Origin of the sequence: Pseudomonas sp. s4 (assembly GCF_046764235.1) — a bacterium.
Taxonomy (GTDB): domain Bacteria; phylum Pseudomonadota; class Gammaproteobacteria; order Pseudomonadales; family Pseudomonadaceae; genus Aquipseudomonas; species Aquipseudomonas asiatica.
The window spans coordinates 276,561-289,686 of sequence record NZ_CP177209.1 but is presented as its reverse complement, the minus strand read 5'-3'; the positions used below and the strand labels follow the sequence as shown (position 1 = coordinate 289,686).

The 13,126-nt window shown below is 64.5% G+C and carries 10 protein-coding genes and 1 pseudogene; 3 read left to right on the top strand and 8 right to left on the bottom strand.

All coding sequences use genetic code 11. From position 1 onward, the window contains the following. Positions 1-195: 195 nt before the first annotated feature. Positions 196-1,872: an aryl-sulfate sulfotransferase gene (locus tag ACK56M_RS01340; RefSeq protein WP_015268575.1), complete on the bottom strand. Its 1,677-nt coding sequence runs from the start codon at positions 1,870-1,872 to the stop codon at positions 196-198. 17 nt (positions 1,873-1,889) lie between these two features. Continuing rightward, a complete protein-coding gene (locus ACK56M_RS01335) occupies positions 1,890-4,262 on the bottom strand; it encodes a TonB-dependent receptor (RefSeq protein ID WP_411959222.1) in 2,373 nt (790 codons plus the stop codon). A gap of 156 nt (positions 4,263-4,418) precedes the next feature. Here ACK56M_RS01335 and ACK56M_RS01330 point away from each other — a divergent pair, with 156 nt between their 5' ends. Beyond that, entirely contained in the window at positions 4,419-5,333 is a 915-nt protein-coding gene (locus tag ACK56M_RS01330; RefSeq protein ID WP_411959221.1) for a LysR family transcriptional regulator, read from the top strand. A gap of 129 nt (positions 5,334-5,462) precedes the next feature. Here ACK56M_RS01330 and ACK56M_RS01325 read toward each other — a convergent pair. Together ACK56M_RS01325 and ACK56M_RS01320 are read right to left on the bottom strand one after the other, a co-directional pair. Continuing rightward, a pseudogene (locus ACK56M_RS01325) lies at positions 5,463-6,381 on the bottom strand (TauD/TfdA dioxygenase family protein). A gap of 37 nt (positions 6,382-6,418) precedes the next feature. Next, entirely contained in the window at positions 6,419-7,456 is a 1,038-nt protein-coding gene (locus tag ACK56M_RS01320) for an ABC transporter substrate-binding protein (protein WP_191472023.1), read from the bottom strand. A 297-nt stretch (positions 7,457-7,753) separates the two neighbouring features. Between ACK56M_RS01320 and ACK56M_RS01315 the strand changes: the two genes are divergently transcribed. Both ACK56M_RS01315 and ACK56M_RS01310 read left to right on the top strand, forming a co-directional pair. Further along, positions 7,754-9,343 (top strand): ABC transporter permease, encoded by a 1,590-nt coding sequence (locus ACK56M_RS01315; protein ID WP_249353021.1) that lies wholly within the window; start codon positions 7,754-7,756, stop codon positions 9,341-9,343. Then, entirely contained in the window at positions 9,340-10,203 is an 864-nt protein-coding gene (locus ACK56M_RS01310; RefSeq protein WP_100413096.1) for an ABC transporter ATP-binding protein, read from the top strand. Before ACK56M_RS01315 ends, ACK56M_RS01310 begins: the two co-directional genes overlap by 4 nt. A 33-nt stretch (positions 10,204-10,236) precedes the next feature. Here ACK56M_RS01310 and ACK56M_RS01305 read toward each other — a convergent pair whose 3' ends face one another. Genes ACK56M_RS01305 through ACK56M_RS01290 form a run of 4 tightly spaced genes read right to left on the bottom strand, consistent with a single transcriptional unit; the run spans position 10,237 to position 13,113 of the window. Next, on the bottom strand, positions 10,237-10,518 hold the full coding sequence (locus ACK56M_RS01305; protein WP_100413097.1) for a DUF971 domain-containing protein: 282 nt from the start codon (positions 10,516-10,518) through the stop codon (positions 10,237-10,239). Further along, on the bottom strand, positions 10,518-11,483 hold the full coding sequence (locus ACK56M_RS01300) for a HEAT repeat domain-containing protein (RefSeq protein WP_015268567.1): 966 nt from the start codon (positions 11,481-11,483) through the stop codon (positions 10,518-10,520). The genes ACK56M_RS01305 and ACK56M_RS01300 overlap by 1 nt, the downstream gene beginning before the upstream one ends. Then, on the bottom strand, positions 11,480-12,331 hold the full coding sequence (locus tag ACK56M_RS01295; protein ID WP_054573374.1) for an ABC transporter ATP-binding protein: 852 nt from the start codon (positions 12,329-12,331) through the stop codon (positions 11,480-11,482). The genes ACK56M_RS01300 and ACK56M_RS01295 overlap by 4 nt, the downstream gene beginning before the upstream one ends. Next, positions 12,331-13,113, bottom strand: coding sequence for an ABC transporter permease (locus ACK56M_RS01290; protein WP_100413098.1), 783 nt, complete (start codon positions 13,111-13,113; stop codon positions 12,331-12,333). Before ACK56M_RS01290 ends, ACK56M_RS01295 begins: the two co-directional genes overlap by 1 nt. Positions 13,114-13,126: the final 13 nt, after the last annotated feature.

Genomic DNA, 13,126 nt, shown 5'->3' with positions numbered 1-13,126 from the left:
CGGAAATTTCACATTTCTGTGCCGTAGCAACCGGCCCTATCGCCGGCAAGCCAGCTCCCACAGGGACCCCACAAAATTCAGCACCTGTGGGGTCCCTGTGGGAGCTGGCTTGCCGGCGATAGGGCCAGTACAGGTTAGACGAACGAGCTGAAGGAAATGTGATGGGAGGACCGACGGCCCTCCCGGAGGGATGGGTCAGAAGGCCTTGGCCAGGTCGATCACCAAGGCTCGGTAACCCACGCTGCCCGGCTGCCGGCTGTGCACCTTCAGCTCCACCAGCACCTCCTGGGTCCCGCGCCGCACCTCGTTGAGCACGGTGGTGGTCAGTTTCTCCGGGGTCAGGAAGTTCACCGACGCCGAGTAAATGAACTGGGTGTCGGTCTCCGGCCGGTAGGCCACCACCGAGGTCACCGGGCTGTACCACTCGTCGCCGCGCTCCTTGCCGTATTCCCACACCTGCTCGACCGTGCCCTTGGCCTCGTCGATGCGGTATTCCACCGCCCGACTGTAGTTGCCCGTCAGCCTGGTCGGCGCAAAGTCGCGGCCCCAGCCGTTGTCGAACACGGTCAGCGTGCCTTTGCCGGTCAGCCAGGCGGTGTGCTGTGTCCACGACCAGTCGAAGCCTTCGCTCGCCACCGGCGTCAGCACCTTCTCGCGCAGACGCTCAGGCCAGCCTTGAGGCGAGGCGAGAATCCACTTCACCTGCTTGTCGCGGCCTATCTTCACCACGCCCTGGTGCCGTGCTGAAACGATGATGCTGTCGTCATCGGCGTCGTAGTCGATGGCATTGACGTGTGCCCAGTTACGGCCTGTGCCCACGCCCGGGGTGTCACCAAAGGGCAGGTCACCTTCGGCCAGTTCGTTGGCCAGCCGCTCGTCCTGTTTCTGCACCCCGGCCGGCAATTGGATGGCTGCCTTGCCCAGGGTTTCCAGCAGGTCGCCACGGTACGGGTCGAGAATCTGGTTGAGGTCCCAGAAGTCCAGCACATCACCGGCCTCGTTGACCTCGATGATGTGATCACGGATCGAGCGCACGCGCTTGCCGTCGGGCCGGCGATAGTCGCTGGTGCCCACCCGCAGCAGGTAGGTGCCATTGGCGGTCTCGCGGATTTCATGGGAGAAGTCGGCAAACTTGTCGGGCAGGCTGCGCTGCCAGATGCGCCGGCCCAGCAGGTCGTACTTGGAGTAGGTCTGGCCCTGGCCCCAGATCAGCTTGCCATCGCGGGTCTGCTGGAAGCCCATGGTGCCGCCCAGGCCATCGCGGCGGTTGGAGTCGTGGATCTGCTCGATGTCCAGGTACCAGCGCACGTCGCCATTGCTGTCGGCGATCCAGTTGTTACCCACCTGGTCCCATTCCGCCGCGCCGCCCAGGGCATTCCACTTGAAGGCGCGCCCGCCCGGGATGTCCCCCTGCAGGTGGTTGAACAGGTACAGGCGCTGTTCAAAACCTGGCGCTACCTTGACTGGCTGCACTTCAGGCAAGGCAGCGGTCTGCCTGGCCACCACCGGCAGGCGCACGGCCGGAGCGTAGATCTGGTACTGCTCGCGGATGCGCTCGCCGTCGAGCTTGTAGGTCACTTCCACCTGGTTGACGTGGTCCGGGTACAGGCCGAATACCGGGATGCCGCCATAGGTCCACAACGAACGGTCGGACACCTCGTAGGCGATGTCCACACCGCGCTCACCCCGGCCCAGCACGCGCACGTGCGCGGCACTCAGGCTGCGCCCACCGTCGCGAATGATCGCGGTCAGCGGCGCCAGGCGATAAGGGTTGACCACCACGTCGCCGAGCAGCGCCTCGTCACGTTCGGGGACCTTGGCGGTCAGGCAGGCGCCCTCAGGCAATACAGGGGTTTCGGTCTTGGCATTCATGGCAAAGCTCCTTGTGCTCAGAAGTCGTAACGGGCGGTGGCGCCGAAAGTGCGCGGGGTACCGAGCACGCCGGCATAGCCACCGTTGGCGGAGTTCCACAGGCTGGTGAAGTAGGTCTTGTCACCGGCGTTCTTCACCCACAGCGACAGGTCCACCACGCCGTCGCCCTGGTCCAGGCGCACACCGGCGGAGAGGGTTACCAGCGCGTAGCTGGGGATCTGGCCGAAATCGGAGTCGTCGATGGTGCCCACCGCCTTGGAGCGGAAGGCGTAGCTGGCGGTGACGTAGGGTTCGATGTGCTCGCTGGCCTGCCACTTGTACTGGGTATTGAGGTTGGCGATGTACTTGGAGGCGCCGACCACCTGGTGGCCGGACAAATCGCAGGTGGCAGTGGCATTGGCCAGGCTCACTTCCGGCGGGCATGGGGCGTCCTTGTACTCGGTGTAGCGCACGTCGTTCCACGAGCCGTTGAAGTTGACCGTGAGGCCGCGCAGCGGCAGTGCCGTGGCTTCGAACTCCAGGCCACGCGAGCGCACGCGGCCGGCGTTGGCCAGGTACTGCACGCGGTTGATCTGGTCGTAGACGTTGGCCTGGTAGCCATGCACTTCGGCCCAGAACAGGTTGGTATTGAGTTGCAGGCGGTCGTCGAACAGCGAGCTTTTCAAGCCGAGTTCGGCGTTGTTGACCCGCTCGGTGCCGACCAGCAGCGAATCGGTGCCCAGCCGTGGCGCAGCGCCAACGGTAAGGTTGATACCGCCAGACTTCTCGCCGTGGGTCAGGGTGGCGTAGCCCAGCAATTGCTCGTTGAAGCGGTAGCTCAGGCCCAGCAGGCCAGAGGGGCTGAAGCTGTACTGGTTGAGGTCGCCTGAATCGTAGGCGCCTACCCGGCCCTGGCGTGCTGCTGCGGCGGCCCCGGTTACTGCCGCACCGCCGGTTGGTGCATCGCGGGTCACCCAGGCGCTCTTTTCTTCATAGGTGCCGCGAACGCCGGCGGTGAAGTCCAGGCGGTCGGTGATGTGCCAGGTGCCTTGGGCGAACAGCGCGTAGCTGTCCGTGTCGATGTGCCCGTTACCAATGGTGTCGACGTTGGCCAGGGCGCCGGCCGGGGTGAGGTTCCAGATGTCCGCCTGCGGCCCGTAGAAAGTGAAGGATTTGTTGTCCAGGTCCTGCTTGAAGTAGTACGCGCCCAGCACGTAGTCGAAGGCACCACCGGTGGGCGAAGCCAGGCGGATTTCCTGCGAGTACTGCTTGTCGCGCACCGACACCCCGGCGCTGTAGAACACCGGCACGTTGAGGCCGTCGTCGTTGCGCGGGGTGAAGTCCCACCAGCGGTAGGCGGTGATCGAGGTCAGGGTGAAGTCGTTGGGCAGGGTCCAGTTGGCCTCCACCGAGGTGCCGCCCTGGAACACCGTCACCTGCTGGTCGGCGTCGAAGTTGACCTTGCGGTGCTTGCCCGACACCAACGTCGCGCCGGCCTGGGCGGCCAGGCTTTCGTAGCGGTTGACGCCATTGATGGTAGGGCCGGTGCTGTACAGGCTGAGGATGCCGTTGTCGGAGTCTTCTTCGTTGTATTCGCCGATCCAGCGCAGGTTGAAGGTTTCGCTCGGTTTGAACAGCAGCTGGGTACGAAAACCTTGGCGCTTGCCGCCGTTGAGGTCGTCGCCGTTGTGGATGTTCTTCACATAGCCGTCGTCTTCGGTGCGATAGGCGCTGATGCGCCCGGCCAGCGTGTCGCTGATCGGCCCCGAGAAGCTGCCTTGGGTTTGCAGATAGCCGTCTTCACCAATCGACTGCTGGATGCTGCCCTCGCGGTGGAAGGTGGGCTTGCGCGTGGTGATGTTGAGCACGCCGGCTGTGGTGTTCTTGCCGAACAGCGTACCTTGCGGGCCGCGCAGCACCTCCAGCTGCTCCACGTCCAGCAGGTCGAACACCGCCATGCCGGGGCGGCCGAGGTAGACGTTGTCCAGGTAGATGCCGACGCTGCCTTCCAGGCCATCGCTGGCGGGGTTGTTGCCCAGGCCACGGATCGAAATGCTCGACTGGCGGGCATGAACGTAGGCGACGTTGGTGCTGGGTACCAGTTGCTGCAGGTCCTGCACGCGGTAGATGCGTTGGGTTTCCAGGGTTTCGCTGTCGAGCACGCTGATCGGCGTGGGCACGCTTTGCGCGGTTTCTTCGCGGCGGCGGGCATTGACCGTGACAGTGCCGAGCTTGGCTTCCTGCTCCACCGCCGGGGTGGCGCTGACCGGCTCTTCGGCGAAGCTGGCAGAGGACGCCGCCAGCAGCACGCCGGCAGCCAAGGGTTGCAAGGTGAAACGCGACGCGCGCGCAGGCCAACGGGAAACTCCGGACATGCAAATGCTCCTTGAGGCATGGGCCCTGGCGAGCATTTCCGTTGGCGGAACCGAATCGCGGTCAGTCGGGCTTATATTCTTTTAGGCGATATAAATATTTGTAATTCATATTTTGTGGAATAAGTGACTCCCTTTATAAGGGGGCTAACCCTTGTCAGCAATTGCATTCGACCGAAAGTTTCAATGTAAAAAATGCATATCGATCTCCGTCAGCTGCGCCACTACATCGCCCTTGTCGAGCACCGCAGCTTCGTTGCTGCGGCCGCTGCGGTGAACCTGTCGCAATCAGCGTTCAGCCGCAGCATCCAGACCCTCGAGCACAACATCGGCTGCCGCCTGGTCGACCGCGCCAGAAAGGAGCTGGCGCCGACTCGCCAGGGCCTGCTGGTGCTGGAGCATTCGCGGCGGCTGGTGCATGGGGCGCACAACCTGGTCAACGAGATCCACCAGTTCAATGGTGCCACTACCGGCGTTGTACGCTTTGGCTCCGGCCCGGCGCCGGCAGGGGGTTTGGTACCGCGGGCGGTGGCACGCTTCGTCGCCGAATACCCCGCGGCACGTACCTGCTTCCAGGTGGATAACTGGCAGGCGCTGAACCGCAAGCTGGTTGCCGAGGAGATCGAGTTCTTCGTCGCCGACACCCGCCAGTTCGAGTCTGACCCGGACTACCAGGTGCACAGGCTGGCGCCGCAGCGCTGGCACTTCTGCTGCCGCGTCGGGCACCCGTTGACCGGGCGCGAGAGCGTGCGGGCACGTGACCTGTTCGAATACCCCCTGGCCACGACCTTCCGCCCGCCGAACATCCGCAAGATCCTCAGCGACCTCAGCGGGCGGCAGGATTTTCTGCCGACGGTAGAGTGCGAGCACGGCTATGCACTGCTGAATGTGGTGATGCATTCGGACACCATCGGCATTGCCTGCAATGCCAACTTGCGGCCGTATCAGCGTGACGGGGGATTGGTGGCATTGCAGCTGGCCGACCTGACGGTGGAGCAGGAAGAAGCGTTCTATACCCGTTATGGGGTGGTGAGCCGGGTGGGGTATGGGCTATCGCCGTTGGCTCAGGGGCTGGTCAGGCAGTTGATTGCCTGCGATACCGAGTTTTAGCTGACGGGGGCTTTGCCCCCGAATCGCCGGCAAGCCAGCTCCCACAAGATCACCGCAGCCTTCTGGCCTGTGATGTACCTGTGGGAGCTGGCTTGCCGGCGATAGGGCCGCAAAGCGGCCCCGGCGATATCAGCCTTTACGCGTGGTGCGGCTCAACTGGCCATCCACCCCGACCGGCACCTCACCCGCCAGGGTCACCCGCCAGGGTCACCCGCCGCACCACCCGCGGCTGGGTCCCGTAATCATCCACCGCATAATGCTGCGTCGCGCGGTTATCCCAGATCGCCACGTCCCCCGCCTGCCAGCGCCAGCGAACGGTGTTCTCCAGACGCGTCACATGCCCTTGCAGCACCGCGAACAGGTGTTGCGAATCCGCCAGCGAGTAACCTTTGATGCGCTTCACGAAATGCCCCAGCTGCAGCACCCGCTCGCCACTGATCGGATGCACGCGCACCACCGGGTGCTCGGTCTCGTACACCGTGGAGGTGAACACTTTGCGATAGCGCTCCAGCTTGGCGGGGTCCACATCGGGCTTCACGCTGGCATAGTCGTATTCGTTGCTGTGCACCGCCCATAGCTTGTCGGCCAGCTCGCGCAGCGGCTCGGGCAGCTCCTGGTAGGCCGTGGCGGTGTTGGCCCACACGGTGTCACCACCGGATGCCGGCGCCACCACGCTGCGCAGGATCGAGGCCTTGGGGTAGGCGTCGACGAAGGTCACGTCGGTATGCCAGGAGTTGGCCCGCTGACCTTCGGCACCATCGAGCTGCAACAGGTAGCTGGTGCCATCCACCACCGGCACGGTAGGGTGGGCGACCGGCTCACCGAGCAACTTGGCGAAAGCTTCCTGGGTTTGGTCATCCAGGTGGGTCTGGCCACGGAAGAAGATCACCTTGTGCTTCACCAGCGCGGCCTGGATGGCGTCGAGGGTGGCGGCATCAAGGTCGGCGGACAATTTCACCCCGCGAATTTCGGCACCGATGCGGCCGGCAACCGGGTGGATGTCGAGTTCGAGGGTTTGTGGCGCGGTGGCCAGGGCGGCATTGCTCATGGTCGTGTCCTTGCGGTCATTGTCGGGTTTTCGGGGTTCAGCGGGCGGCCTGCACGGCCTGTTTTTGTTGCAGCGCAACATCGAGGAAACGTGGTTCGATCCAGTCGGCCACCTGGAAGCCACGGCGGATCAGGCGCTCCTTGGCGGCCAGGTCCACACCCTGTTGCAACTGGCCGACGAATTCGGCGTCCAGCCGTGGATCGAAGTAATGGGCCAGGTCTTCCTTGGCCAGGTCGTCATTGAGGATGCTGCGCGGCCAGTTGGCATTGCTGGCCACCAGCTCGACATAGGCCTCGCGGTTGTGTTCGTCGCGCAGCCAGGCGCTGGCCTGTTGCTGGGCATTGACCAGGCGCTGCACCAGCTCGGGGTATTTGCGGATGAAATCGCCAGCGCCCAGCAGTACCGCCTGGGTACTGCCGGCTCCTTCCAGATCACGCGAGTTGACCGGTAGCTCTACCAGCCCGCGCTCGCGCAGCGACAGCAGGTTGGACAGGCCCCAGGTGGCGTCGATCTGCTTGGCGGCCAGTGCGGCATTGGCGGCGTTGAAGTCCAGGTTGATCACCTTCAGCTCGCGCTCGCTAAGCCCCTGGCTGGCCAGGGCGCTGGCGAACGACAGCTGGTTGGCGGTGCCACGGAACACCGCCACGCGCTTGCCTTTGAGGTCGTGCAGGGTCTTGATGCCGGAACCGGGCACCACGCCCAGGTAGCTCTTCACCCCACGTACCCCCGCCGACAGCACGCGGGTATCCAGGCCATTGGCCTTGCCGACGATGGCGGCCAGGTCGCCGAGGTAGGCGAAATCGGCCTGGCCGTTGGCCAACGCTTCGTTCACCACCGGCCCGGCGCCCTTGAAGAAGTGCCAGTCGATGCGAATGCCGTCCTTGGCGAATTCCTTCTCCAGCAGTTGCTGGTCACGCAGCACGTCGACCACGCCACCGGCGCTGGGCTTGCTGCCCGCGCTGAGGTCGGGCACGGCGATGCGGATGCTTGCTGGCTTGGCCGGTTCAGCTGCGTGGGCGCTGAGGGTGAAGGCCAGCCCAAGGGCGGTGATCAGGTGGCGCAGCGGGATTTTCATGGCAAGGCTCCTTGGCAGGCTGCCACCGGCGATGGCCGGCGCTTTGGCCAGAAGCTAGGCAGGTCTGGCTAGAACCTACAAAGACAGAAAATTCATTCTTCAGTAACTGAATGGCATAAATCAGGCGGCATGCGGGCCTGCGACTGGCTTGCGAAAAGCGCATGGAAAATATGAGGAAAACGCAACGGCGGGGGGCTTCCGTATGCATGAAACGCATGCTCTTATCTCTTGAAAGTCATTTTTCAGAATTTTTAATTCCATAAATGAATAATCTAACAACGTCTTGAGAGATGGCCGATGAATGGAATTCTGAGCAGGAATCGGAGGTGGCTCCGGGGGCCGCTGTGCGGCCCTATCGCGACACAAGGCCGCTCCTACAAAGGCCTCGCATACCTGGTGCCTGCAGCAATTGCCGTGCTGTGGGTAGTGGCCAGCCGGGAGCACTGGATGAGCGAGCAGATTCTGCCGGCGCCAGCATTGGTTTGGCAGAGCGCGGTGGAGTTTGGCTCCGGCGAGCTGTGGGGGCACCTGTGGATAAGCTTGCAGCGGTTGTTCTGGGGGCTGGCGGTCGGCATCGGCAGCGGGTTGCTGCTGGGTGTTTGGCTGGGAGCTTCGCGGCGGGCGCAAACGCTGGTGCTGCCGACCTTCGTGGCGCTGGCACAGATTCCTACCCTGGCCTGGATCCCGTTGTTCATGCTGTTCTTCGGGATCGGCGAGTTGCTCAAGCTGGTGGTGCTGGTGAAAGCCGTGGTGGTCCCCGTCACCTTGCACACGCTGGTCGGTGTACGCGATGCCCAGCCCAAGCTGCGAGAGGCCGCTGCGGTGCTGCGCCTGCCTCGCCATCTACTGTTCCTGCGCCTGCTGCTACCGGCTGCCCTGCCCGCCTTCCTCACCGGCGTACGCCTCGCCCTGGCCACCGGCTGGACCTCGCTGCTGGCGGTCGAACTGCTGGCCTCCAGCGAAGGGATTGGCTACCTGATGGTGTGGGGACGGCAGCTGTTCATGCTCGACCTGGTGCTGCTGTGCATCCTGGTGATCGGCCTGGTCGGCGCACTGCTGGAGCGCGGCTTCTCGGCCCTGGAAAAGCGCCTGCTGTACTGGCCGCAAGCGGCCACAGGGGAGCAGCACCGTGGCCCCGTGCCGCGGTGTTGGCAAAGCCTGCTGCTGCCACTGGCACTGTTGGCCCTGTGGCAGTTCAGTAGCAGTTTTGGCTGGGTAGACAGCAACATCCTGACCTCACCACTTGAAGTGTTGCGCACCCTGCTGACCGGCCTGGCCGATGGTTCGCTGCCGCAAGCCTTGCTGCTGAGCCTGCAGCGCGCTTTGGCCGGCTTGCTGCTGGGCGGTAGCGCTGGCCTGCTGGCCGGTTTGCTGTTGGGGCTTTCGGCCAATGCCGAACGTATCTTCGAGCCTAACCTGTCGGCGTTGCGTCAGGTGGCGCTGTTTGCCTGGGTGCCGCTGCTCACAGCCTGGTTCGGCCTGGGTGAAGGGGCCAAGCAGGTATTCGTCGGCATGGCTGCGTTCTTCCCGTTGCTGATCGCCACCCAGCGCGGTATCGCCAGCCTCTCGCCACAGCTGGGCGAAGCGGCGCGCACCCTGCGCCTGAACCTGTGGCAACGCCTGCGGCTGCTGGTGCTACCCGGCGCAGCCCCGGCCATTTTTGCCGGCCTGCGCCTGTCGCTGATCTACGCCTGGCTGGGCACCATCGGTGCCGAATACTTCATGCCCTCGGACGGAGGCATCGCCAGCCTGATGATCGGCGCCCAGCAGCTGTTCCGCATGGACCAGGTAATGGCCGCCATGCTGCTGATCGGCCTGGTCGGCGCCCTGCTCGGCACCCTTGGACAACGCCTCGAATCGCGCGCCACGCGCTGGAGAACCGCATGAACGCCTTCAACACCTCGCACCTGCACGCGGCCAACCAGCCCGATGCCACCCCACCCCTGGTCAGCTTCGAGGGGGTCGGCAAAGTGTTCAGCGTCGATGGCCAGCCGCTGGAAGCCATCCGCAACTTCAACCTGTCGATCAACCAAGGCGAATTCATCGCCATCGTTGGTGCTTCCGGCTGTGGCAAATCTACTCTGCTGCGCCTGCTGGTGGGGCTGGATACCGACTACAGCGGCAACATCCGTGTGGACGGCCACACTGTCAGCGGCATTGGTAGCGAACGCGGCATCGTGTTTCAGGAGCACCGGCTGTTCCCCTGGCTGAGCGTGGAACAGAACATTGCCCTGGGCCTGGTCAACGAACCGCTCACCCAGGGTGAGCGCGCGCGGCGGGTACACGAGTTCGTGCAACTGGTGGGGCTGGTCGGCTTCGAGTCAGCCTACCCACACCAGCTGTCCGGCGGCATGGCCCAGCGCGTGGCGATCGCCCGAGGCCTGGTAGCCAGCCCGCGTATCCTGCTGCTCGACGAGCCGTTCGGCGCGCTGGATGCGCTGACCCGCCAGCAACTGCAGGACGAGCTGCTGGCTATTCGCGAACGTGCAGGCATCACCACGCTGCTGGTCACCCATGACGCCGAAGAGGCCACCTACCTGGCCGACCGGGTGGTGGTTCTGGAACCGCGCCCGGGGCGGATCAAGTCGGTGGTGGAGATCGACCTGCCACACCCACGGTTGCGTACGGGCACGGCACTTCACGAGCTGCGGGAGAAGGTGCTGCACCAGATCACCGGGGATGGCGGCTACCTGACGCCGCCGGTGCGACGGGTCGAAGGGCTAAGGCCGGAGCTGATTGCGCTCTGAGCCTGTGGGAGCGGGCATGCCCGCGAAAAAGACTCACTGGGCAATCAGGTCACGCAGGTAAGCCCAAGGGTAGATACCCCGTTCATGCCCATCGCTGAACACCAGCTGCACGCCATATCCTTGCGGCTCGATTTGCACCACGCGCACATCATCGCGCACCAGACTGATGCTCCCCTGCAGCCGTGCCGCTCGGCATTGTGAACAGGGGCAAGCACCGCGCAGGCGGGCATGGCTGAGGCTGTGTTCGCCGTCTTGCCATTGCAGCACCAGTTGCCCGGGCCCGCGCATGTTGCGAATAGCTTGCGGGGCTTTCATCAGTAGGCCCCGCGCAGTTGCGCCATGGCGATCCGCACAGCCTTGCGCACCTCGGGATCGCTATCGGCCTCGGCGGCCTGCAGCACCGGCAAGGCACGCGCCTGGCCCAGCTCACCCAGGGCCAGAGCCGCCTCCTTGCGCAGGTTGGCAATGCCGTGGCCAAGCAACTCGCCAAGCGCGTCCAGGGCCGCAACGTGACGCAGCCGCCCCAGAGACCGCGCCGCACGCAGACGTACTTGCCAGAAGTCATCGGCAAGAGCATTTACCAGTGCCGGGCCTGCTGGGGCCAGGCCCACCTTGCCTAGCGTGGTGGCGGCTTCTTCACGCACTTGCCAGGCCTTGTCAGCCAATGCAGCCACCAATGCTGGCACCACCGCGCTGTCGCGGGCGAGGCCCAGCGCACCAATGGCCGCGCGGCGCACCTCGGTGTCCGGCTCGTCTGCGGCAAGCTTTGCCAATGCTGGCAATGCCGGCTGGTGCTTGAGCCAGCCAAGAATACCCACTGCCTCACGCCGGACCGCGGCGTCGCCATCGGCCAGGGCCAGCAGTGCAGGCTCTGCAGCATCTTCCAGGCGCAACTCGCGCAAGGCACGCAGGGCGCTTGCACGGACGAAGGCATCGGCATGCTTGACCCATGGCAGGATCAGCTGACCGTTTTCAAGGCTCTTGAGTTCGCTGAGGCTCTGGGCGGCAGCCAGCCGTACCGGCTCGGCAGCATCGGCCAGCGCAGCACACAGGGCCTGCACAACTTCGGGTTCTTCCCAGGCCTCGAGCAGGCGCGCGGACTCGGCACGCACCTCGTCGGCGACATCCACCAGCAGTGCATCGGTGAGCCATGGCAAGCCATCCGGGTCTTCCAGGTCGGCCAGTTCGATCAGGGCGATGCGGCGCACGCCTGCATCAGCGGCACCAAGGCGAGGCAGAAGAGCAAGGATGTCGGGGTTGTCAGTCGTTCGTTCAGTCATAGCGCGATCCGTAGCGGTGGGTGCTCAGTGTCCGGCAGGCCCAGCGGGGTCAGGCGCGGGAGTTCGCGGCCTTCCTCGTGACGGAGCAAGGCCAGACAGTGACGCTTGAGGTGAGTGAATTCAGGGCTGGTCAGCAGGCTGGCGCGGCGTGGGCGCGGAAACTCCAGGTGCAGGTCTTCGATAAAGCGGCCAGGTCGCGGGCTCATCACCAGGATACGGTCGGCCAGGAACAGCGCCTCGTCGATATCGTGGGTGACGAACACCACGGTGGTGCGGATGCTTGCCCAGATATCCAGCAACAGCTCCTGCATGCGTGCACGGGTTTGCGCATCCAGGGCACCGAAGGGTTCGTCCATCAGCAAAAGGCGCGGTCGGTTGATCAGCACCCGGGCAATCTCGGCCCGTTGCTGCATACCGCCGGACAACTGACTGGGCCAGCGCCCGGCAAAGTCGGCCAGCCCCACCAGTTGCAGCATTTCACGAGCCTGCCGGCGACGTTCGGCGCGGCCCTGGCCCTGCATCTTCAGGCCGAAGGCCACGTTGTCGAGCACGCTACGCCAAGGCAGCAAGGTGTGGTGCTGAAACACCATGCCACGCTGTGGTGACGGCCCGCCAACGGCCTGGCCATCCACGCTCAACTGGCCGCTGCTGGGCACCAGGTGCCCGGCCAGGGCGCCAAGCAACGTCGACTTGCCGCAACCGGAGGGGCCAAGGATGCAGACGAACTCGCCAGGCTCTACGGCAAAGTCCAGACGCTGCACCGCCTCGAATGCTTCGCTGCCATGCCCCAGTCGTATCGACAGGCCACGCCCGTCGATACGCCCTGGTGCTGGTTGATAACTGTTCATCAACTGGCCCTCCGCGTGCGGTACCAAGGCGTGGCCAACTCCCCAAGGCGCTTGACCAGGGCGCTGCTGCCCATGCCCAGCACGCCGATCAGCAGCATGCCGACGATGATGTCCGGGTAGTTTTGCAAGGTGTACGACTCCCAGGTGTAGTAGCCGATACCGAACTGTCCGGAAATCATCTCGGCGGTGACCAGGCAGAACCATGAAGTACCCATGCCGATGGCCAGGCCAGTGACGATGCTTGGCAACGATCCAGGCAACACCACTTCGCGCAGGATCGACCAACGCTCTGCACCGAGGCTGCGCGCCGACGCCACCAGGCGCGGGTCGATGGCCTCGACGCCGTGCACGGTGTTCAGCAGGATCGGGAAAAGCGCGCCAGTGAACGTTATGAACACCATCGACAGTTCCGATGATGGGAACATCAGGATCGCCAGCGGGATCCACGCCACCGCCGGAATCGGCCGCAGCACTTCGAGTGGCGGCAGCAGGGTGTCCTCGGCCCATTTCGAGCGGCCGATCAACAACCCCAGGGCCACGCCAATCAGCGCCGCGGCGCCATATCCGGCAAAAACCCGTGACAGGCTACTGCCCAGGTGCGCCAGCAGGGTGCTGGAGGTCAGCAACTGCCAGCCAGCTGCCAGCACCGCCTTCGGTGTGGGGACATAGGTGAACGTCAGCAGCCCGAGGTCCAGCTTCACGCTCGCCGCGACCTGCCAGAACAGCAGGCAGGCCAGCAGCGAAACCAGGCGCACCGTCCAGCGCTTGAGGTTGCAGGTCATGTCGGTGCCTCCC

What these genes read in the sequence shown, in the direction of transcription:
- ACK56M_RS01305 (WP_100413097.1), bottom strand. Translation starts at nt 10,518, where the DNA reads ATGAAAGCCCCGCAAGCTATTCGCAACATGCGCGGGCCCGGGCAACTG.
- ACK56M_RS01295 (WP_054573374.1), bottom strand. Translation starts at nt 12,331, where the DNA reads ATGAACAGTTATCAACCAGCACCAGGGCGTATCGACGGGCGTGGCCTG.
- ACK56M_RS01335 (WP_411959222.1), bottom strand. Translation starts at nt 4,262, where the DNA reads ATGCTCGCCAGGGCCCATGCCTCAAGGAGCATTTGCATGTCCGGAGTT.
- ACK56M_RS01340 (WP_015268575.1), bottom strand. Translation starts at nt 1,872, where the DNA reads ATGAATGCCAAGACCGAAACCCCTGTATTGCCTGAGGGCGCCTGCCTG.
- ACK56M_RS01315 (WP_249353021.1), top strand. Translation starts at nt 7,754, where the DNA reads ATGAATGGAATTCTGAGCAGGAATCGGAGGTGGCTCCGGGGGCCGCTG.
- ACK56M_RS01290 (WP_100413098.1), bottom strand. Translation starts at nt 13,113, where the DNA reads ATGACCTGCAACCTCAAGCGCTGGACGGTGCGCCTGGTTTCGCTGCTG.
- ACK56M_RS01300 (WP_015268567.1), bottom strand. Translation starts at nt 11,483, where the DNA reads ATGACTGAACGAACGACTGACAACCCCGACATCCTTGCTCTTCTGCCT.
- ACK56M_RS01310 (WP_100413096.1), top strand. Translation starts at nt 9,340, where the DNA reads ATGAACGCCTTCAACACCTCGCACCTGCACGCGGCCAACCAGCCCGAT.
- ACK56M_RS01330 (WP_411959221.1), top strand. Translation starts at nt 4,419, where the DNA reads ATGCATATCGATCTCCGTCAGCTGCGCCACTACATCGCCCTTGTCGAG.
- ACK56M_RS01320 (WP_191472023.1), bottom strand. Translation starts at nt 7,456, where the DNA reads ATGAAAATCCCGCTGCGCCACCTGATCACCGCCCTTGGGCTGGCCTTC.